Source organism: Shewanella halotolerans (genome assembly GCF_019457535.1).
In the GTDB taxonomy this organism is placed as follows: domain Bacteria; phylum Pseudomonadota; class Gammaproteobacteria; order Enterobacterales; family Shewanellaceae; genus Shewanella; species Shewanella halotolerans.
Window position 1 is genome coordinate 249,149 of the sequence record NZ_CP080417.1, and the last position, 22,985, is coordinate 272,133.

Consider the following 22,985-nt stretch of genomic DNA (forward strand, 5'->3'; position numbering starts at 1 on the left):
TTATTGCACAGGAGCTTCCAATGAGTGACTCACATTGCGGCCAAAATGGTGAGGCTAAGATCGAAGGCTACAGTGACGACGGTTTTTGGCACAAGGTTAAGCAGTTTGCCAAGCAGGCCGGGCGCGAGGTGATCGACAACGCCCTGTGCCTCTATTACGCGGCTCAAAGGCCGGACACGCCCAAGTGGGCCAAGACGGTGATCTTCGGCGCCCTGGCTTATTTCATCACGCCGCTGGACGCCATACCGGATCTCACTCCCGTGGTGGGATTCTCAGATGATCTCGGCGCTTTGGCCGCGGCGCTGGCCATGGTCAGCATGTATATCGATGACAAGGTGAAGCAGCAGGCCGCTGCCAAGACCTCGGCTTGGTTCGACTGAGCTAGCCTGCCAGTTTGGCCTCGACTAACCACTGATCTAGGCTGACCGCCTTGGCGCCACCAAAGCTCAACGAGATGAGGTTCGCCGCCACCAGCTGCTCGCCGCTTAGATCCTGACTCTCCCAAGAGAGACTCGGGGCGGCAATGGCATCACTTATCACCTCGCACTCGAAGCCTGCCTTGACGGCGCTGCGACACAGAGTCTGCACACAGGCCTGGGCCATGGCGCCGACGACCACTAGCTTGTCTATGCCCAGCTCGATCAATGTCTGAGACAGAGCTGTGTCGATGAAGCTGTCCACATGATGCTTGATGATGACGGGTTCATTGCCCTTTGGCGCGACCATGTCGGCGATCTCCACGCCCTGGGTGCCTGCCTGGAAGAAGCTCGCCTCGGGATCCTTGAAGATATGCTGCACATGGATCACCGGCAGTTGATTGATGCGAAAATGATGGAGCAGCTTGGCCGCATTAGTCGCCGCCTGTTCGCAGTTATCCAGCGCGAAGCGGCCACCCTTAAAATAGTCGTTTTGCAAATCCACCAGCACCAGGGCGCTGCGCATCTGTGGCGCCAGGGGCTCGCTCAGCTGGGTCAGCACGCTGAAATCATCCTCTTCCAGATACCAGTGGCCGTCGTCGGCCAGGGTCCACAACTCCTTACTGATGAAACCGCTGGCGATGTTCATTCGCCAGTTGGCCGAGAGTATCGCCTGTTTGTCGCTGAGCACCTTGATCTCCACATTGCGATAGACCAGCTCACCCGGATTCTGCTGGGCAAAGCCGAGCCAGAATTGGCTGATCGCCTCTATGCCATCGAAACGGCCGAAGGGGGAGACCTGCATCTGCGCCCCAGGCAGATAGCGGGCGATGCAGTCGGCAAAGGCCTGACGGTTGAAATCGGCAATCCAGGCTTGGCTGGCTTGCATGACGGCTTGGCGGATAGATTGACTCATGTTGGCTCCTCGTTAGTCGTTGGAACTAGTTGTTAGGACTAGTCGCTTGAATCTGTTGAGGCGCCAGTCTATTGTTATTTTTAATTGTGATATTTAGGTCTTGGTTGATAAGAATGTTCAGAAAAAACGAACAAAAGCGGCTGGCATATCAGATGCTGGTATTCGATGAGGTAGTCAATCAGGGCTCCTTCACCGCCGCGGCGGAGGCGCTTGGCCATACCAAGTCGGCGGTGAGCCAGTATGTGAGCCAGCTGGAGCAAGATCTCGGCATCAAGCTGCTGACCCGCAGTACCCGCCAGCTGCATCTCACCACTCAAGGGGAGGCGATGGCTCAGCGCAGTCGTCAGCTGTGGCGCTTGCTGACCGAAACCCTGGAGGCGGCCCATGACCAGCAGGCGGTGCCCGGTGGGCGAATGGCGATCACCGCGCCCCTGGCCTTCGAGGCGCCGCTGCTCACCCCCATCATTGCCGAACTCTGCGGCGAGTTTCCGCAGCTGCTGCCAGAGATGCATTATGACGATGCCCGGTTGGATATCTTGCAGCACAACCTGGACATGGCGATCTCTGTCGGGCCGCAGAAAGACAGCGGCTATCATGCTATTCCTATCGGCCGACTCGACAGCGTCCTGGTGGCAGCCCCTGGTTATATCAACCGCAGCGTCGCCATCACGGCGGAGAGTCTGCGGGGCCACAGCTTGATAGTCCTCCCCTGGCAGCGGCCTCTGGTACTGCAAGGCCCTAGTGGTCTGGCCTTCGAGGCGGCTAAGGAGATCAAGGTCAACACCTCCATTAGCGCCATCAACAGCGCCATTGCAGGTGTCGGCATTGCCCTGGTGCCTTCTATCTTTATCGAGGCTGAGCTGGCTCAGGGCAAGCTGCAGCGGGTGCTACCCGAGCACAGCGGTCCGTCGCGAGAGGTATTTGCCATTCACGCCTATCAGCAGCAGTTACCCCTGGCGTTGCGTTTAGTAGTGGAGAGGTTGAAAGAGGCCTTCAGGCAGAAGGCCCCTGTGAGTGGTTAGTACTTTAGACTTAGTCGAGTTTGAACTGTCCAACTATCTGTTCCAGCTGCTGATTGGCGGTGGCCAGGTTAACGGTTTCGTTGCGGCTCGACTCGCCGCTGCGAGCCAGTTCGTTGGCCATGTCGCAGATGGCGCTCATGTTGCGGGTGATCTCGGCCGAGACAGAGCTTTGCTCTTCGGCGGCGGTGGCGATCTGGGTGTTCAGATCGTTGATCTGATTAACCGAACTGCCGATGGCGTCGAGATCCGTGGCGACTCTCTCTGTGGTGCTGGCGGTTTCCAGACAAGTCTGCTTGGTGACCTCCATCGAGTGGATCGCGCTGTTAGAGGCGTCTCTGAGATTGCTTAGTGTCTCCTCAATTTCCGCCGTGCTGTCCTGGGTGCGCGCGGCAAGGGCCCGCACCTCGTCGGCCACCACGGCAAATCCCCGTCCCTGCTCGCCGGCTCGAGCGGCCTCGATGGCGGCGTTGAGGGCCAGTAGGTTGGTTTGGTCGGCGATGTCACCAATCACCTTGAGCACCTGGGTGATATTGATGGTGTCGCGGTCGATCTGGCCTATCTTGTCGGCGGTATGTTCCACCTCCCTAACCAGGCGGTTGACTGTCTCTGTGGCCTGGGCCACTACCTGCTTCGATGCCAGCGCCTGTTCGTTGGTGAGTTGGGTAAAGGAGGCGGTCTCGCTGCCATTTTGGGCGACGTCGTTGGCGGTGGCGCTCATCTCTTCCACTGCGGCGACGATCTGCTCTGTCTCTTTGGTGTGAGCTGAGAGGATGTGGCGATTGGTCTCTGTCTCCCCATTGAGTCGCTCGACACTGCCTGAGATATGGGCCGAGGCCTGTAGCACCTCGCGCATCATGGCCTGCAGGTTGGCGATAAACTGATTGATCCCCGTGGAGATCTGCCCCAGATCGTCCTCGCTATGTATCTCGAGTCGTTTGGTGAGATCGCCGTTGCCCTTAGACAGTTCGGTAACCATGGCCTTGAGCGACAAGATAGGGCGATAGAGGAGGTACAGGACCCCAAGCAAGATGCTGATGGCGCACAGCAACATGACGGCGGAAGAGACGAGGGCGCTGGTAAGGGCCTTATCGACCACGGCATAGGCGTTCGACTTATCCAGGCCAATGAAGAGGAACCACTGCTTGCCATTAACCAGGGGAATGGCTTTCGAGAAGCCCAGCTTATCGACGCCGTCGATGCGATATTCCTGCATCACCTCATCGCTGCCGATGATCTTCTGTTGCACCTGAGGTAGGCCGAAGTCGCTGAAGCGGCTGCCACTGACCAGGGTGGGGGACTCTGACGCCAATACCTTGCCGGTTTGATCTGTGATGAGGGCGACCGCCCCAGGATAATCTATGGCGCTGACAACATCATGAAGATAGGTGAGTTCTATATCACCCAGCACCACACCGTCGCCCAGATTCTTCAGGATGGAGATCACCTTGTGGCCCGTACCGTCGTCTATGTAGATGTCGGTGACGTCCAGCTGAGTTGTGGCCTTACCCTGCTGATACCAGGGGCGGGTTCTGGGATCGTACTTGCCGGGGATCGCCCTGCCGTTGAGCCATTTGTCGCCGGTTTCGGTGGAGTAGGCGCTGCCGTCATCGAAGCCGAAATAGATGCGGGCGACCCCGGAGAGGTCTGTGGCGAGACGCGCGGTGTTGACATAGTTGTTCTGGTAACTCCCCAGACGGTAGTGCTGGGCCAGTTCATCCATGGCCTGGGCCTTGGCGCCAAACCAGGTGGCAACCTTGGCCGACTCGTTACGGGTGACGCCGGTGAGTTTGTCGTTAACCCTGGCGATGGTGGCCTCTTTAATCTGGACGTAGGAGAGCCAGTTCGAGATCAACAGACAGAGGGCGACTAAGGTGACCATGGAGGCCACGAGTGATTTCTTGAATCCCATCAATTACTAACTCCATGAGGTGTGGAATAGAAGAGGCCAGAGATGGCCTCTTCTGGAGGGAGCCTGGTCGGGAGGTTAGTCTTTCCAGTTTAAGTTGAAGTCATAGCGGAAGCCGACGGTAACGGCGCGATCGTCGTTTAGGTTGTCGTAGTTCTTATCCAGGTACTCCAGGTGTACGCGCACGTTGGCCAGCGGGTTCCATTCCAGGGTGGTGTTAAAGCCGTCATAGTCCATAGAGCTGATATCCTCGATACCGTCTTTAAACTGGAAGTAGCCCAGCTTGATCTTGTACTCGTTGCTCAGTGGATAGGCTAGGGCGGTATCTAAGGTGCTGCCGCTGCGATCGCCATGTTGCACCTGATTATCGAAGTTGTATTGCTTGTCCTGGTAGCTTGCCGCCAGGTAGAGGCCGTTATCGAAGGTATAGGCCACCACACCGCCCAGGGTCTGGTTGTCGCCGTTTACCTGGCCGTTCTCCAAACTGTCTTGAGTGACATAGCCCAGACCCAGATGCAGGGCTCCGACATCGTAACCTACGCCTATGTTGACGAAATCCGCGCCTGTGTCGCCCTTATCGCCGTCAAACTGGGCGCCGGCCATCCAGGTGAAGCCGCCAGTCACCAGCTTGTAGGTCACGAAGTTGTCGACGAAGAAGGGACTTTCATGGTCGTAGGCGTAAGGGCTGTTGCCGTGGTTGAAGATATCCACGTATTCGGCGATCAGGCTGTATTGGGCCGGACGTTGTTTACCTATGCCCACCTGGCCGTAGGGGGATGCGATGGCCACATAGGCCTGTCTCGCCTTGCCGAAGTTGCCAGAGTTGGCGATATCGACGCTCCATTCCCCTTGGGCGATGGCGCGCCAGCCGTCGGCAAACTCAGTGCTGGCCTTGATGCCGACGCGAGAGAGGGCGTCTCTCACATCCCAGGTTTCATCCGTGCTGTCGTCGAGGTAGCTGAGTGTCGGACGGATAGAGCCGTAGAGGCTGACTTCGCTATTCTTGAACTGTGACGGCGCAGCCTGAGCCTCTAGTTGGGCAATGCGCTGGTTGAGTGCCTCGACCTGTTCACTCAGGGGCTGCTCGGCGGCATAACCCTGAGTAGAAGCGAGTGCCATTGCGGCGGCGATCATTGAGGTGCGAAAAATAATCTTATGGTTTTTCATGGCTTTCTGCCTTCAATTGGTTTTCTTAGGCATGCGAGTCTCCCTCCTGCCATCTTGTCGATGGAGGATAGGGGCGCCGCAGGCGTTTAAAAAAAGGGAGTTAATAGGCCCATGACATCTGCCATGGGCCTGGTTTTGGTTAAACCTTGCCAGCCTTTTTCAGGTCGGCGAACCAGAGGTTGTGATGCTGTTTGGCCCAGTTTTCGTCACAGTAGCCAGAGGTCATGTTTGACATGCCGCCTTCGGACATCACGGTCGCCATGAAGATATGCACCACAGAGAAGGCGCTGATGATGACGGTTGAGGCAATATGCAATACCAGCATCAGATTGGCCGTGTTCTTGGTGACGCCATAGGTCTCGGGGAACATCATCGCTAGGCCAGAGACCACCATGATACCGCCGAACAGGGCGAATACCCAGAACCATAGCTTCTCACCCGCGTTGGCAAAGCCCGCATCGGGGTGCTGCTTCTTGCCGAAGTTGATGTAGCCGCCCAGTACGGCAAACCATTTCAGGTCATAGCTTGCGGGGAACTGCTTAGGCGCCCACATCAGGACCATCAGCACATAGCCGAGGATGAAGGGGAAGGCCATCAACTCATGCAGACTGCTGGATAGACCCACCAGGGCCGACCAGGAACCGGCGTTCATGCCAGGCTCAAAGTAGAAGCGGCCGCCGCCTAGTACTAAACCAGTAAGGATCAGCAGGATGCAAGGGATGGCACCCAGCCAGTGCACACTGACGCTAAGGCCCGACCAACGCTTGATCAGCTTACCCGAGAAGCCATGGTCCAGCTTAGAGACGCCGTTCACCACCACGAATAGGATGAAGAGGGCGGTTACGCCAAACAAGCTGGCAAACAGGGCGAAGGCGATGGTATCGGTCGCGCCCAGGTAGCTCAGCAGCGACTCGTCGGCCTGCTGTGGAATCGACGCCGGCATCAGCAGCTCAGGCTGGGTCGGCAGGCCGCGGATCTCAGGAATATCACCAGAGATGGCGTGCTCCTGAATGGTTTGCCACTGCTGCGGCTGCAGGGTGGCGGTCTCTTCGGCCAGTGCATAACTGGATGCAAACAGACCGAGCACAATAAGGCTTAACCATCTTATTGCTTTACTCATTGAAAACTCCTTGCGACATCGCTTGTCGCGTTGGAATCTGCCTGTCGCCAGGCAGATTCGTCGATCATTCGGCGCCGTCTAGGCTGGGCGCCGCTTGAAGTTGTTGATTGATAAACTGCAGTAGCTCGTGAGCCAACAGCGGCCAGAAAGGCTGTTTCGCATGTTTGGCAATGCCCTCGCAGAAGGGGGTTATCCAACGCCCAAGATGGGTTTGGAGAAACTCCGCCGCGAGTTCATTGAGCGCCTCAACATGCTCGCTGTTTTCCAGCGCTTGTTGCTCGGCGGCCATGGCGTGCAGGCAATAGAGGAACTCGAGTTCGTTACCGATAAAGTCGGCCGGCTCGTTGAAGCTATCGTCGATGACCAGACCAATTTGTTGGTAGAACTCGGCCACCCTGACGGTTTCCTCGGTGAAGATCTGATGATTGCCACTGAGGTAAACCGATTCATAGGGGGCGACTAACAGCTTGTATGGCCCGATACACATGCGATTAAAATCAAACTCCAATTCGGATGCGTCGTCACTGAACTTGCGTGCCTCTATGAGTAGCGGGCTGTCTGGCGACTCCTGCTCCAGGTAGGCGATTAAGCCTGCGAGAGCCTGAGTATCCGAGGGCGCGAACATCATAGATTTGAAGGCATGGTAAGCCATTGCCGTTGGGCCATATTCTGCTGTCATTATGCGCGTTCCTTAATGATCACTAGGTTAGGTTTGGTGATGCAATCGCCGTAGCCTATGCCTTGTTTGCTTGCCGATGGACGCTTGAGCACTTCTTGCAGATTGCCGACATCCAGGCACTCTACCGGGCAGCCACTCACGCACGCGGGTTTCATGCCGCGGTCCAGCAGTTCCACACACATGTTGCACTTGTCTGCCTTGCCGTCGTCCTCGCGGATACTGACGGCCGCGTAAGGACAGGCGCTGGCACACAGGCCACAACCCGTGCATTTCTCACGGTCCAGCACCACGATACCGTCATCGCGCACATGGTAGGCTTTCGCCGGACAGACCATGAGACAGGCTGGGTTTTCGCAGTGCATACAGGCGTGGGACAACCAGACATCGATAGCGCCATCGTCACGCTTCACTTCATAGCGATCGACTTTACGGAATCTATGGTTCTCGGGCAGTTCATTGTGGATCTGGCAGGCAACGGTACAGGCACCGCAACCGACACAGTTTTCTTGTCTGAACACAAAGCCCACTTTCTTATTTAACGACATCGTTTACTCCTTAGGCTTTGGCAATCGCGACGCGAGTGGAATGATACGCAGAGCATCCACCCATATCGGTCAAGGTGTCGGTGGTGAGGTTGTTGGTACAGCTATCTTTGCCCTGTGGGTCCATGCGACGCCAGTTGTTCTTCGGCGCCATGACAGTCCCTCTGACCACCTGGGTAGAGACCTGAGCGATAAAGTGGGCCTCACCACGTTGGTTGCTGAGCCTTACCCTGTCGTTGTTCTGAATGCCCAGTTCTTTGGCATCTTCGGCGTTGATCTTGGCAAAGTAGGCCGGGAAGTTACGAATGTACTTCACGTTGTAGAAAGAGCTGTTGGCGCGCTGCGGAATGGCAGGAGACAGCAGACGGAACGGCAGTGTCTTCTCTTCCTGTACCATCTCATCTTCCGGCAGGCCAAAGTCGATCACTGGGTGGTAGCCGGCTTCTTTCATCATCTCTGAGTAGAATTCGATCTTGCCGCTTGGCGTCTTATATTTGCCGTCGCCGAAGTAAGGGCGTTGGTCATAGACGGTGACAAACTTGTCGCGAATGATCTGCTCATAGGTGATGTTATTGTGTCTGAAGGCGGGTTCCTCAGTGTCGAGGAAGTCACGCAGGATCTGCTCATAGTCCACACGCATCTCAGGGAAGCGGTCTAGCCCCATGCGGGCGCCCAGCTCCTTGAAGAAGATCCAGTTGTCTTTAGACTCGCCGAGTGGCTCGATCACCTTCTCAGAGGTCTGCATGTGATAGCAGTTGTAGTCGGTACCCATGTCTGGGAACTCAAACTGGGTCGCTGCCGGTACGATAATATCGGCCAGCTCTGCGGTATCTGTCATCAGGAAGTCGTGAACCACCAGGAAGAGGTCATCACGCATCGCGCCGCGGCGACAGGCATTCGAGTCGGGAGCAACCGAGACGAAGTTACCGTTGTAGTTGATCACCGCCTTAATCGGTTTGATCGGCTTGCCATAGGCCATTGGGTTCTCTGGGTCGAGCGCCTTGGCGATCTCCGTCATGTTGACGTGGCCAACTGTGTCTGGATTCGGGTGGATATGATCCGCACGGCCCTTGCTGTAGTTCAGGCTGTCATCGGCCTGGGTGTTGTCATAGATGAAGCCGTTACCTATCTTGCCGTACTGGCCGGCAACCGCGTGCATCATGGCGATGGCGCGAGACATACGGGCGCCGTTGTAGTTACGCTGCATACCGTAACCCAGACGCAGTACAGACAGCTCTGACTCACCATAGACACGGGCAAATTCGAACATCTTGGCCTTAGGCACGCCGGTGACACGCTCGATCTCTTCGTAGCTCATGGTGTTCAGGCGCTCGAGCAGCTGGTCGTAGCCAAGGGTGTTGGCCTTGATGAACTCGAGATCCGCTAGGTCATGCTCTACCAGGTACTTCATGATACCTGTCGCTAGGTGGGTGTCGGTACTCGGCTTAGGCTGCAACCAGATATCGGCCTGAGAGGCGATAGGGGTGCGCACTGGGTTAACCACCAACAGCTTGGCACCTCGGTCACGGGCCTGGTTGATGAACTTGATGCCGTGTACGTTGGTGGCCGTCTCGTTTTGGCCCCAAGAGATGTAGCAGTTGGTGTAGATGTTGTCGTATGGATCCGGGCCCTGGTAGGTACCAGTTACCGACTTCAAGCCTTCATAGGCGGCGAACACACACACCTTACGGTCGAGCTTGCGGGCACCGACGGCGTTGAAGAAACGGCTAGGTCCGCCGTATTTACCGATAACCCCTTCGTGGCCAGAGTAGCTGTAGGGCAGGATAGAGTCGGCACCGTGATCTTTGATGATCTGCTGCAGACGGCTGGCGATTTTGTCATAGGCCTCATCCCAAGAGATGCGGCGCCATTTGCCTTCGCCCTTCTTGCCCGCGCGTTCCATCGGGTGCAGGATACGGTCGGCGGCATAGGTGTATTGCACATAGGCATGGCCCTTCACGCAGGGAGAGGTGCCCATCTTCTTCAGCTCTGAAGCGCCTTCCACGTAGGTCATGCGGCCGTTTTGTACCGTGAACTTCAACAGACAGCGGTCGGCGCAGTTACGTTGGCAGGTGTGGTACTTAATTTCTCCTTGGCGTTTCAAGAGTTTGTCGGGCGCGCCGCCTTTTTCGCCTGCACTGGCTATGCCGGGCATAAGACCGGATAGCGAGCCGACGACGGAGCTGGCTCCGACACCTTGCAAGAAGGTGCGTCTGTTCATTTTCATAAGTGTTCCCCATCTTGATGCGTCTTAGGACGCTTTTTACAGACATTGCTCAAATGTTTGTGAGTCAAAGACTCGCTGCATACCTGTTTTGTTATCGTTTTTCGATTTAAAAAGATGGCAAGACCAGCTGCGAAAGGGGTATGCAAGAGTGCCTCTGGTAGCTTGTCGGTCTCGCCATCAAAATCCTTGTCAGCGTTCTGCCGCCCTGCGCCAAGCGCTTTCCAGGCCGCAGATGAGCTTAGACTTCACCCAGTTAAAGGCGGCCGACTGATTGACGTTGCCATATAAGAGGTAATTACCGATCTCGCGGTTTTCCCGGCGACGAATGCGGCAACGCTTGGCCAGCTCTTCGGGCAGCTTGACCCACTGCACAGCGGGCAACATGTCGACGAACTGGCGGGTAAATTCGTTGCAAACTAAGGTGATGGCGTCAGACTCGCTCAGTAGGCGCATGGCGGTAGCCACGCTGTCGGTATAACCGTCGACCTCCATGCACAGCTCCTCTTCGCGGCAGAGGTTTACCAGCAGCGGGCAACTCAGGTCGTCATAGTTGTCTATCTCTAGGCAGGCATATTGGGTGATGTTGTCTAGGGTGAGTTCCTGCTTGAGGAGCGGATGGCCGCTGCGCGCCAGGATGTAGAGATTGTCGGTGGCGGAAAACATCTCGGCGTTGAGGTTCTTACCGTTGAAGCCTTCATAGACCACCACGAAGTCGACATCGCCATTGGCGAGATCGCTACTGCAGTCATGGGTCAGCACCCTGACATCAAACTTCATGTTGGGCGCCTCGGTGAGGATCTCGTTGCGGATCACCTGTTGTACTGGGTAGATGAACTCATCGTAGGCGTGAATAACATATTGGCCGCCCGATTCAGCCGGGGTAAATACCGAGTGCTGCATCTCGAGTTTCTGATAGTGGGCCACCAATTCTCTGGCCATAGGGATCAGCTGGTGGGTCTTCTCCGTCGCGACGAAACCGGAACAGCGACGAATAAAGAGGGAGTCTTTAAATATGTCTCTTAAGATCTTTAGGGTGCGGCTCACACCTGAAGGCGTGATTCCCAGTTCATTGGCAGCCTGATGACTCTGCCCGTGTTCATAGACGGCGATGAACACTTTTAATTGATTGTAATTAAGTTGGTCAATCTTATTCATGGTTGTGAACTGGGTAAATATATTGAGTTATTATCATCTATATATATCTACACACGTTCAGTGTTGAAAGTCACACTTTTAATATGGCCATTATTTAAAGTTTGCATTACTTCTCATGTTTTAATATCTGCATTTTGCAAAATGCGATATTTAAAATTTGCAGGCTTTATATATCTTTCAGGCTAACTGGTACGAACGAACAACTTGTGGGCGGGCTATAGGCTAGGCCTTGCTATCTCTAGGGTGCGCCTAAGCTCCTGTTTAGGCGGGATAACTGTTCGATTTGTGAACTTTCGATTTTATTTCATCAAATTTAAATTTATTTTTAATATGAGATGTTCGTCTTTTTATCGATTCTATTATACCCGCTCTCTATAAATAATTTCATCGAATTTATATTTTTATTTGAATCGTGATCTCTATTTAGTTTTCAATTTATAGCTTTATTGTCTGTTGCAAGTTTTATTATTGCGTGTGTATTTTAAATAATAAGAAACCTTCCAGAAGTCATGTTTTTATTTTAGAAAAACATAGTTAAGGATCTCGTTATGTTAGATCGGCGCTCGATTTTAAAAATGGCGGCAGGTGGAGCTCTGCTCTCATTGGTGCCCGCCAGCACGCTACAAGCGAAAACCCTTGGAAAACGCTATGCCATGGTGTTTGACGTCAGACGTTGTACCGGCTGTCTCTCTTGTACCGTGTCATGTTCCGTTGAAAATCAAACTGATGCGGGTCGATGCCGTACCCGCGTCAATCAGGCTAGCCTGAGCTTGGGTGAGCGCATCGCCACCCTTGCGGTGCCGAACCAATGTAACCAGTGTGATAATCCTGTCTGTACTCAGGTCTGTCCGGTAGAGGCAACCTATAAGCGCAAGGAAGATGGCATAGTGGTGATCGACCACGAAGAGTGCATTCACTGCCAGCTGTGTGTCGATGCCTGTCCTTATGGCGCGCGCCGCAAAGATGAGAGCCTGGATAACCCGCCCGAGAAATGTAATTTCTGTATTCACCGCGTCACCCAAGGGCTGTTGCCTGCCTGCGTCGAGACCTGTATCGGCGGTGCCCGTACCTTTGGCGATCTCAACGATCCCGACAGCCAGGTCTCTAAGCTGGTGCGGGACAACAAGGTCTACGCCATGCTGTCCGAGGCTGGCACCTCGCCCAATATCTTCTACATTGGCTTGCCGACATCGACCGATGATCAAGCCATTTTGAATCTCAATTACCTCGATTGGCAGCGCTAGGAGTCAAAGATGGATAGACGTAAGTTTTTAACTCAAGCTGGTCTGGTATCTGCCGCGACCATTACAGGTGCCGCCTGCAGTCGAGTCGATGCCGAGCCTGAGCCTCAGAAGACCCAGGACATTTCACGCTTCGGTCATCCCGTAGCAGCCGAAGGGGGCTTCGATGCCCAGGGTAAATGGCAAAAGACAGCAGGGGTGCGCACCGCCTATTCCCGCTGCTTTAGCTGTTACAACATCTGCGGCCTCAGGGTGCGTGTGGATGAGAAGACAGACAGAGTCTTGAAGGTAGGGGGCAACCCCTATTGTGAGAACAACTCAGGCTCACCACTGCCGCTGAACACAGAGGTGAAGCAGAGCTTTATCGCCCTGGCGGGAGAGGCTGGGCTGAAGAATCGCGCCACCACCTGTGCCAAGGGGGCGAGCTGCGTCGACTCGGTTGACGATGAGCGCCGGGTGACTCGGGTGCTGAAACGCGCCGGCAAACGTGGTGCTGGCGAGTGGGTCACCATCAGCTATGAACAGGCACTTGCCGAGATCATCGAGGGGGGCGATCTCTTCGGCGAAGGCCATGTCGATGGCCTGCGCGCCATTCGTCAGCTGGATCAAGAGGTGAAGCCGGGCCATAGCGAATTTGGCAGTAAAGCGAATCAGCTGTTTGCCACCTTCTGCGCCGAAGACTATTTGCGCGGAAGTTTCTATTCTCGCTTCATGATGCAGTCATGGGGAACAGTCAATTTAGGTACCAAACACGCCTACTGCGGTGCCGCCCAGGCAACGGGTTATAGCCTGGGGATGGCAGCCGGATTCGAAGAATGGCTCAACGATGTCGACTGGGAAAACGTCGAGTATGGCCTGTTTATGGGCACCAGCCCTGGTTCATCGGGTGTCAGCCTGAACCGCGTCGGTCGAGGTCTTGCCAACAGCCGTGTGGATCGTGGCTTTAAATATGTGTGTGTCGATCCCCTGCTGCGTACCACGGTCGCCGCCGATACCAATGCCACCTGGCTGGCGGTCAAACCCGGTCAGGATGCGGCATTCTCCTTTGGGGTGATCCGCACCATGCTCGAGGAGCAGTGGTTTAACAAGTCGCACCTAGAAAATCCGAGCCAGAAGGCGGCCGAGGCCGCGGGTGAGCTTAACTACACCAACTCAGGTCACCTGGTGGTGATGGATCCTAAGCACCCAGAGTATCGCAAGTTTGCCAAGGCGAAAGATTTCGGTTTGGGTGGTGACGAGGCGCTGATCATCAAGGCGGGCACTCAGACCTTAGCGTCGGCGGAGTCAGGCGATAAGGCCGAGCTGTTTGTCAGCAAACGTGTCACCGACAGTCATGGTCGTAAGGTGACTTTGATGTCGTCTCTCTATCTGCTGCGGGCCGAGGCGCAGCGCACCAGCATGGAGGAGTATGCCAAGCGCAGTGGCATCGCGATCAAAGAGATGCGTCAGGTGGCGAAAGACCTGGCGCACTATGGCCGCAAGGCCTGTGTGGCAGGCAACGGCGGCACCAACTCATCTGATGGTTTCGTGATGGGCTGGATCTGGGCGACGCTTAATACCCTGGCGGGTTCCCACGATGCTAAGGGCGGCGCCATCTATGGCAATGGCCCTATCGGCGGCATGGAAGGTCTGTATGATCTGGCCAACATCGAAGGCGGCGTGTCGCTGGACGGTATCGTCAATGCCTGTCGCGATGGCGCCTACGAGGCCTCGACCGAATATCGTCTTAAGGTGGAGCAGGGCAAGAACCCTTATCCCGCCAGTACCCCTTGGCACGAGGTGCTGCCCGCCATGAATGCGGCCGAGCAGTGGACCAGCCATGCCAACGGCGACCCCTACAGCGCCAAGGTGCTGTTCAACTGGCGCAATAACTTCCTCTACAGTGCGGCGTCCATCAGCCAGGAGGTGGTGGCCAGCATCGCCGACCCTAAGCGCTTGCCGCTGGTGGTGGGGATCGATTGTCATATGAACGAGACCAACCGCTACGCCGATTACCTGATCCCGGACCGTTCCATGCTTGAAGAGTATGCGGCGGATCGCATGTGGGGCGCCCATAAACTGGGCGTGGTGGCGGCATCGCCTGTGGTGACTCCGAGAACCGAGAAGAATGAGGCGGGTGAGCACATCTGTATGGAGCAGCTGCTGATCGATATCGCCCTCAAGCTCGATTTGCCTGGTTTCGGTAAGGGTGCCCTGGCGACCAGCGATGGCCGTAAGGTGGACCTGTTAACCTTCGAGGATTGGCACGCCAGATACCTGGCCAACGTGGCGGCGCAGTGCGAGCAGCTGCCTAAGGTGACCGAGGAAGATCGCCTGTGGGCCGGGTTGGATTACGCCATGAAGCCGCTCAAGCCAAGACTTACCGCCGACGAGGCCGCCAAGGTCGAGGCCCTGCTGTCACGCGGTGGCTACTACCAGGCGGATGATCGTTATGAGGGTGACTTCATCAAGGGCGCCGGGCCTAAGTGCCTGCAGATCTATCATCAGGAGGTAGCGCAGCTGCGTCATGCTTACTCGGGCGAGTTTTACCCAGGCACGCCGACCCTGCAGGAGCATAAGTTCTGGAACGGCGACACCTGGGAGAGCCATTGGCCCCAGAGCGAGTACCCGCTGCTGTTCTCCAGCTACAAGGCGACGGTGCGCTCTAACTATGCGGTGGCCTTCAAGCGGATCGGTGAGATCAGTCCCACCAACTTCGTCTATATGCACACAGATACCGCCAAGGCCCAGGGGCTGAAGGATGGCGATAGTGTGCGCATAGTGACCGCCAACGGCAAGCCCTGTGTCGGCACCCTGCAGACGGATATGGGGGTCGCCAAGGGGGCTGTTTGTGTCTCCCACGGCTTTGGTCATAGCGAGGGCTTCGGCGGTGACGATCGCATCATCAACGGCGAGAAATTAGCGGGAATCGCCAGTCGCGCCGGCGGCACGGCGGTGAACCAGATGATCCCGGCGGATCCGACCCGCAACGGCGCCGCCAGTATGCTCAACGATTATTGGACCGGAGCCAACTGTCGTCACGGCATTCCGGTGCGGGTGGAGAAAGCCTGATCCTTGAATCGAATCATTAACCAAGCATAGTTTTAACCATAGTTTTTCTAAACATAGTTATCCTGTAAACCTTTCCCCCGTCGCCTCGGCTTCGGGGGCTTTTTTTATTCAGCTTCAATTTATCTGTTCGTGCTAGTGTGAAGGTTCAATTTGATGGAGCATAAAAACAAGATGACTCATTCCCTATCACTATCCTTATCACTATCCCTTAGCGCCAAATCACTTGGTGTTAGCGCCGCCCTATTGTTAGCCGCCCCTGCAATGGCGACCACGACCGAGCAGAGTCAATTTTTCGATGCGATTGCCGCCCATTGCGGCCAGGCCTTCGAGGGCAAGGTGACGGCGGGCAACAGCGCCGACTCGGCTTTCTCTGGCAAGCGTCTGGTGATGCATGTGCGCGAGTGTAGCGACAGCGAGCTCAAGGTGCCGTTTCATGTGGGTGAGGATCACTCCCGCACCTGGGTTATCACCAAGACAGAGACAGGGCTGCGCCTCAAGCACGATCACAGACATCAAGATGGTAGCGAAGACAAGGTCACCATGTATGGCGGCGACACCCAAGATGGCGGCAGCGCCGAGCTGCAATCCTTCCCGGTCGATGCCTACTCTATTGACAACTTCAAACAAAATGGACTGACCCAGTCGGTCACCAATGTGTGGCACATGGGGATCACCGACAGCCAGTTTATCTACCGCCTTACCCGTGAGAACCGAGACTTTAAGGTGGAGTTTGATCTGGCCAAGCCGGTTGCCTTGCCGCCGACTCCATGGGGGCATGAGTAGCCTCTTTTTTTCGACGTTTAGCATCGGGCTGAGTGGGTATTTGATAGTTTTTTGAAGGTCGAACCTTCTCTGATATCTAGCGCCTGCCCGGCGAGGGATGTGCAAGCACTCTTTTGGCACGCTGTGAATATATCCCTATACGCTCCACGGCGACGTCCTGTCGCCGAGGGCCAAAAGCGTGCTTACACCCGTATCTAAACGTCTCTTCGATTTGGCCGTATTGAGTGTGATGGAGGAGCTAATAGCTGCCCCAAAGTGAGTTAATTAGTCGTCGGGGGATCAGTATCTAACAGACTTTCTGGCCTAGCAATTTTCATCGCTACACCAGCGTGATGTAATTCACTACTCCCCAACCAAAAAAACTGGATAACTATACAGTCATATTAAAACCATAAGGATTTTGAACGATTTTTATCCTGTGTTCGTGCGCGTTTTCTCATTTCTGACTAAATAAATAGTATTAAAATTAACTGCTTATACTATTCGTTAAGTAGATAATAGGTTTGGGAAACGCGCATGCGCGTTTTCCCAGATGGTATATTTAGCAAAATGCTGATAAGTTCATTGTATACAAATAGTTAACTGTGCGCGTTTTCACTGGTCCAACGAGGTAAACGCGCATGCGCACTAATAAAATGTTATAAAAATAAATTAGCTTAATAAGGATTTGAAGTGAAAAAGTTCTACCATGCAGATGTGACGGGATCTTTAAAAGAAGATATGCACATTAAACTAGGTAATGGTTCTTTATCGAAATTTGGACAAATATATCAGGCAAGGTTTAGGCGACTTGGAATTAATGAGTTCTGTAGCAAACCACTCCCCGATAAGGTCGCACTCCTAGATGATTCTAGCTATCGAGAATACTTTCTAGAACTCTTTAGAATAGAGCATCCTCACTTAAAAGAATTAGATTTAGTCTCCAGACTGAACTGTTTTTTTGCTGTAGAGTCCGTTGAGAAAGCATATGAATATGCTAATCGGCATGGTCATAAAACTAAACCTACGATTTATGAAGTTCATACCGATGGGCCAATCATGAAGCTTGATATGACTTGGCTTGATCATCAGTTCCCAAGGGAGTTTAGCGCTTTCGAATATTACTATAGACACTACTGGCTTGGTAAAAAGATCGAAGAAGATCAACATCTAAGCGCCCATGAGAAGCGAGGCTCGTTCATAGAGGTTTTAATCAGTGGAGATGTTTATATAGGATCGAGAGTAGAGTAAATAATTTTTATAACAAAGCATTTAAGAGTGATTCGCAACGCTTGGCATTTTCGCATCGCTCAAGTATAGCCAAGCGTCGCTCACACCTTAATGCGGCGTTAAATTTTAAGCGTAGCTAAGTTTATTTAGGGAATTGAATTTTGTTTGAAGAAAGACTTGTTGAGATTTTGCGCGAAAGAAAAGTATCGGAAGATCTAATCGAAAAAGTAATAGACTCGGGTTATATAATTAGAAACTTTGGTGGGTTTGGTGCTACGCCGTGGGAGGCTGTTAGTGACAAAATGTATGGCAATAAAGGCCTATCAAGTAATTTTGATATAGATAAGTTTATTGAGTACATTCATGGTGATTACAGCTTTCCTGAACTCCCGCCTTTTGTTGAGTATACAGCCAAAAACTACGAAGAGATCGAAGATATACTGTCCGATCCAAGACGTCAGCACTATATAAATGAAGGCAGAATGTCATTTCGAGGACAAACTTCGCAATACACCTTCAAAAGGCAGATTCCAAATCCCGTTAGATCTGATAGAAATGGTCGAGAAATTTCTATATTTCCTGGCGTTTTTAGACAGAATAGTGATTTTTACTCTTTCAATGTTGTTCATAAAGAAGAAAGAAGTCTAAGCCGTCTACTACATGAGTTAGAGCCAAATAATCCAGACATCTATTTAGGCAGTTCATTTGCATATGACATAATGCGTGTAGAGCAACATTATGCTACACAAACTGCTGGACTCGATATCTCATTCGATATAGAGACTGCAATATTTTTTGCTACTTACAAATTTCAATTTAACTCAGAAGGTCGTGCTTATCATTCGAAAGTTAAAAAGGGCGATCATAAAGGTGTTATTTACGGTTTTTGTTTTAGAGATCCGCCAGTAAAGAAAACAGAGTTTCTTATTAAAGATTTCGATCTGTTTAAAACATATAAGCCAGAAAGGATTCTACGGCAGAATTGCGGATTACCATTATTCAGTGAATATGATCGTAATATCGCTATTACCGACTTAGATTTCATTATTCACCTTGATAAAGATTTTGATTATGAGGGAGAGAAAACTCCCAGCTATATGTTTCCTAATGTTGAAGAAGATAAATTTTACGGGAAACTATTGGAGCTAAAGGATAAGCATCCAAAACTATTGAAGAACATTGTTGAATACGAAGGTAGTAGAGTATTGAATGAGGAAGAAATTTAACAAGCGCCTGCAATCGGACAGTCAAACCTGGCACTCGTTTTGCCTAAAACCCAGCAAAACCAGTGCCAGCTTTACCTGCCGTTGAGGCGGGCGTTATACCGCAAATCAAATTTTGGAGCTGTAGTCAGATATATGGAATTATTAGGAAGGTACGTAGCACTAGCAAATGAATTCGGTTCATTGATGACAGATTTATTAATCGAACACCATGAGAGTGAACCAGAGTTAGTGTCAATGCATTGGAAGCACTTTGATTTTGCAGTTCAGAGGTCTAACGCTATTTATACTCTTATTGAGTCAGGGTCCTATTGGGATGCTGAAATAATAGCCAGACCACTTTTGGAATGTACCGTAAGGATGTGCTTTGTCTGTTATTCTCCCCAAGATATTAGGAAAGAATTGATTAAAGAGTACTTTGAAGATCTATATGAAATAAATCGCCTTGAACAATCAGAGAAAGCTAAAAAAAGTAGAACTATAATTCCAGCTGAAGACAGAGGCAAAATCCTTCTGGATGGCATGGTTTTATCTGAAGATGAAGAAGATGTAATCAGAAAAAAATGGCCGAAAAAGGAAAGAAGATCTCTGAAACAAAAATGGTCATTCAGTGAAATGATACGGGCCCTCGATGGTTGGACAAAGCCACATTTTGATAAAAACCTTTTTTCTTCTTTCGTTCATTCTTACGGTATTAGTAGTCACTTAATACATGCCGATGAATCGGGCATCGGCGTAATAATTGATAGACAGCAGAGAGAAGAAGAAGAAAAAGCACTCATGAATCAGGCTCACATTCATAATTTACTCGATTTAACATTAGTTTCTTCAATGCTAATGGCTACAGGCTTATCTATAGCGCTGAATTCAAAGGTAAAAGAGGTACATACTTTAGTTAATGAATTTAATTCAATTCACGCTCATAAAGATCCTGTGGTAGATAAGTTAGTTGATAAATGGACAGGTATGTATAAAAAGCTACATGCTGAGAGTTAACGCGGTATAACAAGCACTTCAAACGGAACAAAAACAGTTGGTTAGGTTCCGCTTCGCTTCTCATTTTAACCAACTATTTTTGTCCGCTTAAGTGGGCGTATCCCATAGAAATTTTTATCGGAAACTGACAAGTTAGAGTTAAGGATTTAACTCGGAATTGTCCAAAAATGATTTTGCTTTTGACTTTACTGTTAGGTTCAAAACCGGCCAAATCGAAGAGATGGAAAACTTGGTGTAGGTGCGTCTGAGGCTTTCGGCAGCATGGATGCTGCCGTAGAGCGCCCAAGGATGGGTTAACAGCGTGCCTCAGAAGTACCTGCACGAATGGCTTGCCGCAGGCAATAAGTTCACCATGAAGCTATGGCTTCAAATCCCCTTTATAAACCCCTGAGCTAGTCGAAGATTCACCTCCTAGAAAACCGATTTGATTCACTATCAAGCCGACTATCGAAGATGTCCCAGAGGTTGGAAGAAAGGAGGGAGCCATCTGACTCCCTACCAGATGTCCACTATTTGGGTTCAAAGGTAAAAGACTGCCCGGCCAGGGCGGCCTCATACATCAGGCCACCCTTGGCGGCGGTGAAGATTGCCATGCCGTTGATGTAGGCGGCGCTGGCGGCCTTGTTGGCACCCGAGTGGCCTGCACCCGCCGAGTTACCTGTGGTGCCTACCTGGGCGTTGGCGCCGACATTGATGGCGACTGCCGAGGCGGTGGCGCCGAACTCGAAGCTGCCGCTGGTAAACTCTTGATAAGCTTTGGCATCTTTGAAGAAGATGATCTCGCTGTAGGCCTGTCCGCCGAGCTGGAAGCCAATGGACAGCTGGGTCAGGCTGGAGTCGCCGGTATGGGCACCGCCCTTATAGACACGTCCCTTACCGTAGGCGGCACCTATGCCTATGCCGCCCTTGCCGACTGTGGGAAAGATGGCGTAGCCATAGGCGGAGTTGAAGAACTTCTGGGTGTCCGGGGCTTTCTTGAAGTTGGCGATCGCCTCGCTGTAGCTGTCGGCGGCGAGCGTCATGGGGGACGTCAATAATCCCAATGCCACACAACAGCTTAGAATTAGGGTAGACAGATACTTATGCATGATGACCTCCATCGATTTGGATGGTTTTAGCATAGTTCGACTGATTAAGAATGAAAACTGCCATTGATGAAAAAAGCGCCAAAATTGGCGCTTTTTCGATTGATGTCAGCTCGGGTTCAGCTAACGAATGGCCTTACGGCAATATTACTTAGCTTCGTCCATCTGCTTGCCCAGCACATAGTGTTCGAACCACAGCTTGTCCCAGTCCATCTTGGCCTGTCTGTGCTGGTACTTGCTCAGACCATGGCCCTCACCCGGATACACCACCAACTCGACCGGTACATTCAGGTAGTGCTTCAGGGCGCGGTAGAGACCCTGGGCATGACCCAGTGGCACGCGCTGGTCGTTTTCGCCTATGTGGATCAGGGTCGGTGTCTTGATCTTGTCGGCATGGGTCAGCGACGAGCCGTGAGTGTAGGCCTCTGGCTTCTCCCAGGGCAGGCCCTGCATGAAGTTGATCACATGGCCTGGGGTGTCTTCCAGCATCCACTGCAGACGCTGGTCGAATACGCCGGCACCCGAGCTGGCTGCCTTGAAGCGGTTGGTGGTGCTGATGAGGGCGTTGGTGAGGTAGCCGCCGTTGCTCCAGCCCATCACCGCCATCTTGTCACCGTCGGCGATGCCCTGTTTGATCAGATGATCGACACCGGCCATGATATCGGCCACCTCGATCTCATGCTCCTGGCCCACCAGGTCCGTGAGGAACTTGTCGCCATAGCCGGTAGAGCCGCGGTAGTTAGGCGAGAGTAGTGCCCAGCCGTTGGCGGTGAAGGTGGCGCGGCCGTAAGATCTGTGTTGAAGCGCATAAGGGGTGGCCGATGTAGGGCCGCCGTGGATTTGCACGATCAGCGGCAGCGGGCCGTCGCTCTTCTTGTAGCCAGCGGGCAGATCCAGGATCCCCTCCACCTGGCTGCCGTCCGGCGCCGTCCATTTTACTACCGAGATCTCTGGTAGGACCCAGCTGTCGACTTGTGGGTTGATGTTGGTCAGGCGCTTGTATTTGGCCTTCTTGCTGGCGGCGTCGGCGATGAAGAGGTCGCTGAAATGATCCAGGCCGTTGTGGCTGAAGGCCAGTTTCTTGCCATTGTGGGTGAAGCTATAGCTGCCCATCACCAGATCGCCTGCCAGTACGGTACGGGTGTCCCCTTGCCCCTGGTTATCTACTTCGCTACAGAAGAGTTTGACCCTGGCGTGGTCGTAGCCGCGATAGCAGAGCTCGTCGCTGCCTGGCCGCCAATGGATGTCGCTGGAGTTGAAGGTGACATCACCCTCTGTCTTCACCTGAATTAGCTTGGCCTTGTCATCCTGAGGCTTGGCCACAAACAGCTTGCCCGGGTGGCCGTCGAAGTCGATACGAAACGCCAGGCGTTGGTTGTCTTCATGCCAGGCCAGGCCCAGTAGCCAGCCGTAAGGCGAGGGCGCCTGCTCGCGCCAGGCGCTGTCTTCCAGCACCTTGTTCTGCTGTGACTGGGTGTTGAATACCTCTATGTTTGACCAGCCTTCCAGGTTAACCAGTTCGTTGTCCTGAGTGGTGATACGGGCGATCTGGCTGGCGTCCTGGTTGACGCTGAAGTTCCACACCACCTTGTCATCGTCCAGTACCAGGCTCTGCTGGTAGTGGTCGAGATCTAGCTTGTAGAGGGGGTTGGTGGTGACCTTGCCGTGACCATACTTAGGCGCGCCGTGTTTGCCTCTTACCTTGGCCCAGATATCTTTGTCTGTGGTGGTCTTGTTGGTGAGGAAGTAGAGGCTCTTGCCATCTTGGCTGAGCTGAAACTGTTTTACTCCCTCCGCCTCCTTGGTGACTGGGACGGCCTCTGTGCTGCCCAGGTTGATTCTGAACACCTGAGCCTTGCCGTTGTAGGGGGCCTTGTTGTCTTCGCGGTTCTGCTTGACCAGATAGTAGATGGCGCTGCCGTCCGGGCTCCACTGAGGGCTGGACTCGCTCTCGTTGGTGAAGGTGAGGCGGTTGGTCTTGCGTGACTTGGTATCGATAAGCCAGAGATCTTTCTGCGCCTTGTCCAGCTCCTTGTCCCAGCGGGATTCTAGCCAGAGTGCATGTTTGCCATCTGGACTGAGCTGGACATTGCCCATGTTGCCTATGGTGAAAAAGTCATCCGTGGTGATCTGGTGAGTACGCTCGACGGCCAATACGCCGTTGCTCAGTCCCATGGCGCCCGCACAGATCGCCGCCAACGCGGTGAGTTGATATCCCCTTCCCATCTTGATCCCTTCTCTAGTGAT

18 protein-coding genes are annotated in these 22,985 nt (G+C 53.1%); 8 read left to right on the forward strand and 10 right to left on the reverse strand.

Going from position 1 to position 22,985, the window contains the following annotated elements; translation table 11 throughout:
• Nucleotides 1-20: 20 nt before the first annotated feature.
• On the forward strand, nt 21-380 hold the full coding sequence (locus K0H81_RS01230; protein ID WP_220059612.1) for a YkvA family protein: 360 nt from the start codon (nt 21-23) through the stop codon (nt 378-380).
• A gap of 1 nt (nt 381) precedes the next feature.
• Here K0H81_RS01230 and K0H81_RS01235 read toward each other — a convergent pair whose 3' ends face one another.
• Nucleotides 382-1,332 carry a cysteine hydrolase family protein gene (locus K0H81_RS01235; RefSeq protein WP_220059613.1) on the reverse strand — a complete coding sequence of 317 codons (951 nt, stop codon included), beginning with the start codon at nt 1,330-1,332 and terminating at the stop codon, nt 382-384.
• Nucleotides 1,333-1,445: 113 nt separating this feature from the next.
• Between K0H81_RS01235 and K0H81_RS01240 the strand changes: the two genes are divergently transcribed.
• Nucleotides 1,446-2,354, forward strand: coding sequence for a LysR family transcriptional regulator (locus K0H81_RS01240; RefSeq protein ID WP_258406350.1), 909 nt, complete (start codon nt 1,446-1,448; stop codon nt 2,352-2,354).
• 10 nt (nt 2,355-2,364) lie between these two features.
• Here the strand turns inward: K0H81_RS01240 and K0H81_RS01245 are convergent, their stop codons facing one another.
• The 7 genes from K0H81_RS01245 to K0H81_RS01275 all read right to left on the reverse strand — a co-directional run bounded on the left by K0H81_RS01245 (nt 2,365) and on the right by K0H81_RS01275 (nt 11,150).
• Complete coding sequence (locus tag K0H81_RS01245; RefSeq protein ID WP_220059615.1) at nt 2,365-4,263, reverse strand: methyl-accepting chemotaxis protein; 1,899 nt, start codon at nt 4,261-4,263, stop codon at nt 2,365-2,367.
• A 75-nt stretch (nt 4,264-4,338) separates the two neighbouring features.
• A complete protein-coding gene (locus K0H81_RS01250) occupies nt 4,339-5,427 on the reverse strand; it encodes a porin (protein ID WP_220059616.1) in 1,089 nt (362 codons plus the stop codon).
• Between the two features lie 139 nt (nt 5,428-5,566).
• The gene (locus K0H81_RS01255; protein ID WP_220059617.1) at nt 5,567-6,547 is read right to left on the reverse strand and encodes a formate dehydrogenase subunit gamma; all 981 of its coding nucleotides are present in this window, start codon (nt 6,545-6,547) and stop codon (nt 5,567-5,569) included.
• Nucleotides 6,548-6,611: 64 nt separating this feature from the next.
• Nucleotides 6,612-7,226: a TorD/DmsD family molecular chaperone gene (locus K0H81_RS01260; RefSeq protein WP_220059618.1), complete on the reverse strand. Its 615-nt coding sequence runs from the start codon at nt 7,224-7,226 to the stop codon at nt 6,612-6,614.
• Nucleotides 7,226-7,771, reverse strand: coding sequence for a 4Fe-4S dicluster domain-containing protein (locus tag K0H81_RS01265; RefSeq protein ID WP_041511798.1), 546 nt, complete (start codon nt 7,769-7,771; stop codon nt 7,226-7,228). The genes K0H81_RS01260 and K0H81_RS01265 overlap by 1 nt, the downstream gene beginning before the upstream one ends.
• A gap of 10 nt (nt 7,772-7,781) precedes the next feature.
• Nucleotides 7,782-9,995 carry a molybdopterin-dependent oxidoreductase gene (locus K0H81_RS01270; RefSeq protein ID WP_011864049.1) on the reverse strand — a complete coding sequence of 738 codons (2,214 nt, stop codon included), beginning with the start codon at nt 9,993-9,995 and terminating at the stop codon, nt 7,782-7,784.
• A 189-nt stretch (nt 9,996-10,184) separates the two neighbouring features.
• Nucleotides 10,185-11,150 (reverse strand): LysR family transcriptional regulator, encoded by a 966-nt coding sequence (locus tag K0H81_RS01275; RefSeq protein WP_220059619.1) that lies wholly within the window; start codon nt 11,148-11,150, stop codon nt 10,185-10,187.
• A gap of 548 nt (nt 11,151-11,698) precedes the next feature.
• Between K0H81_RS01275 and K0H81_RS01280 the strand changes: the two genes are divergently transcribed.
• The 6 genes from K0H81_RS01280 (at nt 11,699) to K0H81_RS01305 (ending at nt 19,653) form a co-directional block, all read left to right on the forward strand.
• Nucleotides 11,699-12,394, forward strand: a complete 696-nt coding sequence (locus tag K0H81_RS01280; RefSeq protein WP_011864051.1) for a 4Fe-4S dicluster domain-containing protein — start codon at nt 11,699-11,701, stop codon at nt 12,392-12,394.
• A 9-nt stretch (nt 12,395-12,403) separates the two neighbouring features.
• Complete coding sequence (locus tag K0H81_RS01285) at nt 12,404-15,442, forward strand: molybdopterin dinucleotide binding domain-containing protein (protein ID WP_220059620.1); 3,039 nt, start codon at nt 12,404-12,406, stop codon at nt 15,440-15,442.
• A 261-nt stretch (nt 15,443-15,703) separates the two neighbouring features.
• Entirely contained in the window at nt 15,704-16,225 is a 522-nt protein-coding gene (locus K0H81_RS01290) for a hypothetical protein (RefSeq protein WP_434086874.1), read from the forward strand.
• A 672-nt stretch (nt 16,226-16,897) separates the two neighbouring features.
• A complete protein-coding gene (locus tag K0H81_RS01295) occupies nt 16,898-17,455 on the forward strand; it encodes a DUF2441 domain-containing protein (protein WP_220059622.1) in 558 nt (185 codons plus the stop codon).
• Between the two features lie 140 nt (nt 17,456-17,595).
• Complete coding sequence (locus K0H81_RS01300) at nt 17,596-18,660, forward strand: hypothetical protein (protein ID WP_220059623.1); 1,065 nt, start codon at nt 17,596-17,598, stop codon at nt 18,658-18,660.
• Nucleotides 18,661-18,792: 132 nt separating this feature from the next.
• On the forward strand, nt 18,793-19,653 hold the full coding sequence (locus K0H81_RS01305; RefSeq protein ID WP_220059624.1) for a DUF5677 domain-containing protein: 861 nt from the start codon (nt 18,793-18,795) through the stop codon (nt 19,651-19,653).
• Between the two features lie 509 nt (nt 19,654-20,162).
• Here K0H81_RS01305 and K0H81_RS01310 read toward each other — a convergent pair.
• Both K0H81_RS01310 and K0H81_RS01315 read right to left on the reverse strand, forming a co-directional pair.
• On the reverse strand, nt 20,163-20,741 hold the full coding sequence (locus K0H81_RS01310) for a lipid-binding SYLF domain-containing protein (protein ID WP_011864062.1): 579 nt from the start codon (nt 20,739-20,741) through the stop codon (nt 20,163-20,165).
• A gap of 144 nt (nt 20,742-20,885) precedes the next feature.
• Nucleotides 20,886-22,964 (reverse strand): S9 family peptidase, encoded by a 2,079-nt coding sequence (locus tag K0H81_RS01315; protein ID WP_220059625.1) that lies wholly within the window; start codon nt 22,962-22,964, stop codon nt 20,886-20,888.
• Between the last annotated feature and the right edge of the window lie 21 nt (nt 22,965-22,985).

What these genes read in the sequence shown, in the direction of transcription:
- K0H81_RS01230 (WP_220059612.1), top strand. Translation starts at nt 21, where the DNA reads ATGAGTGACTCACATTGCGGCCAAAATGGTGAGGCTAAGATCGAAGGC.
- K0H81_RS01235 (WP_220059613.1), bottom strand. Translation starts at nt 1,332, where the DNA reads ATGAGTCAATCTATCCGCCAAGCCGTCATGCAAGCCAGCCAAGCCTGG.
- K0H81_RS01240 (WP_258406350.1), top strand. Translation starts at nt 1,446, where the DNA reads ATGTTCAGAAAAAACGAACAAAAGCGGCTGGCATATCAGATGCTGGTA.
- K0H81_RS01245 (WP_220059615.1), bottom strand. Translation starts at nt 4,263, where the DNA reads ATGGGATTCAAGAAATCACTCGTGGCCTCCATGGTCACCTTAGTCGCC.
- K0H81_RS01250 (WP_220059616.1), bottom strand. Translation starts at nt 5,427, where the DNA reads ATGAAAAACCATAAGATTATTTTTCGCACCTCAATGATCGCCGCCGCA.
- K0H81_RS01255 (WP_220059617.1), bottom strand. Translation starts at nt 6,547, where the DNA reads ATGAGTAAAGCAATAAGATGGTTAAGCCTTATTGTGCTCGGTCTGTTT.
- K0H81_RS01260 (WP_220059618.1), bottom strand. Translation starts at nt 7,226, where the DNA reads ATGACAGCAGAATATGGCCCAACGGCAATGGCTTACCATGCCTTCAAA.
- K0H81_RS01265 (WP_041511798.1), bottom strand. Translation starts at nt 7,771, where the DNA reads ATGTCGTTAAATAAGAAAGTGGGCTTTGTGTTCAGACAAGAAAACTGT.
- K0H81_RS01270 (WP_011864049.1), bottom strand. Translation starts at nt 9,995, where the DNA reads ATGAAAATGAACAGACGCACCTTCTTGCAAGGTGTCGGAGCCAGCTCC.
- K0H81_RS01275 (WP_220059619.1), bottom strand. Translation starts at nt 11,150, where the DNA reads ATGAATAAGATTGACCAACTTAATTACAATCAATTAAAAGTGTTCATC.
- K0H81_RS01280 (WP_011864051.1), top strand. Translation starts at nt 11,699, where the DNA reads ATGTTAGATCGGCGCTCGATTTTAAAAATGGCGGCAGGTGGAGCTCTG.
- K0H81_RS01285 (WP_220059620.1), top strand. Translation starts at nt 12,404, where the DNA reads ATGGATAGACGTAAGTTTTTAACTCAAGCTGGTCTGGTATCTGCCGCG.
- K0H81_RS01290 (WP_434086874.1), top strand. Translation starts at nt 15,704, where the DNA reads ATGGCGACCACGACCGAGCAGAGTCAATTTTTCGATGCGATTGCCGCC.
- K0H81_RS01305 (WP_220059624.1), top strand. Translation starts at nt 18,793, where the DNA reads ATGGAATTATTAGGAAGGTACGTAGCACTAGCAAATGAATTCGGTTCA.
- K0H81_RS01310 (WP_011864062.1), bottom strand. Translation starts at nt 20,741, where the DNA reads ATGCATAAGTATCTGTCTACCCTAATTCTAAGCTGTTGTGTGGCATTG.
- K0H81_RS01315 (WP_220059625.1), bottom strand. Translation starts at nt 22,964, where the DNA reads ATGGGAAGGGGATATCAACTCACCGCGTTGGCGGCGATCTGTGCGGGC.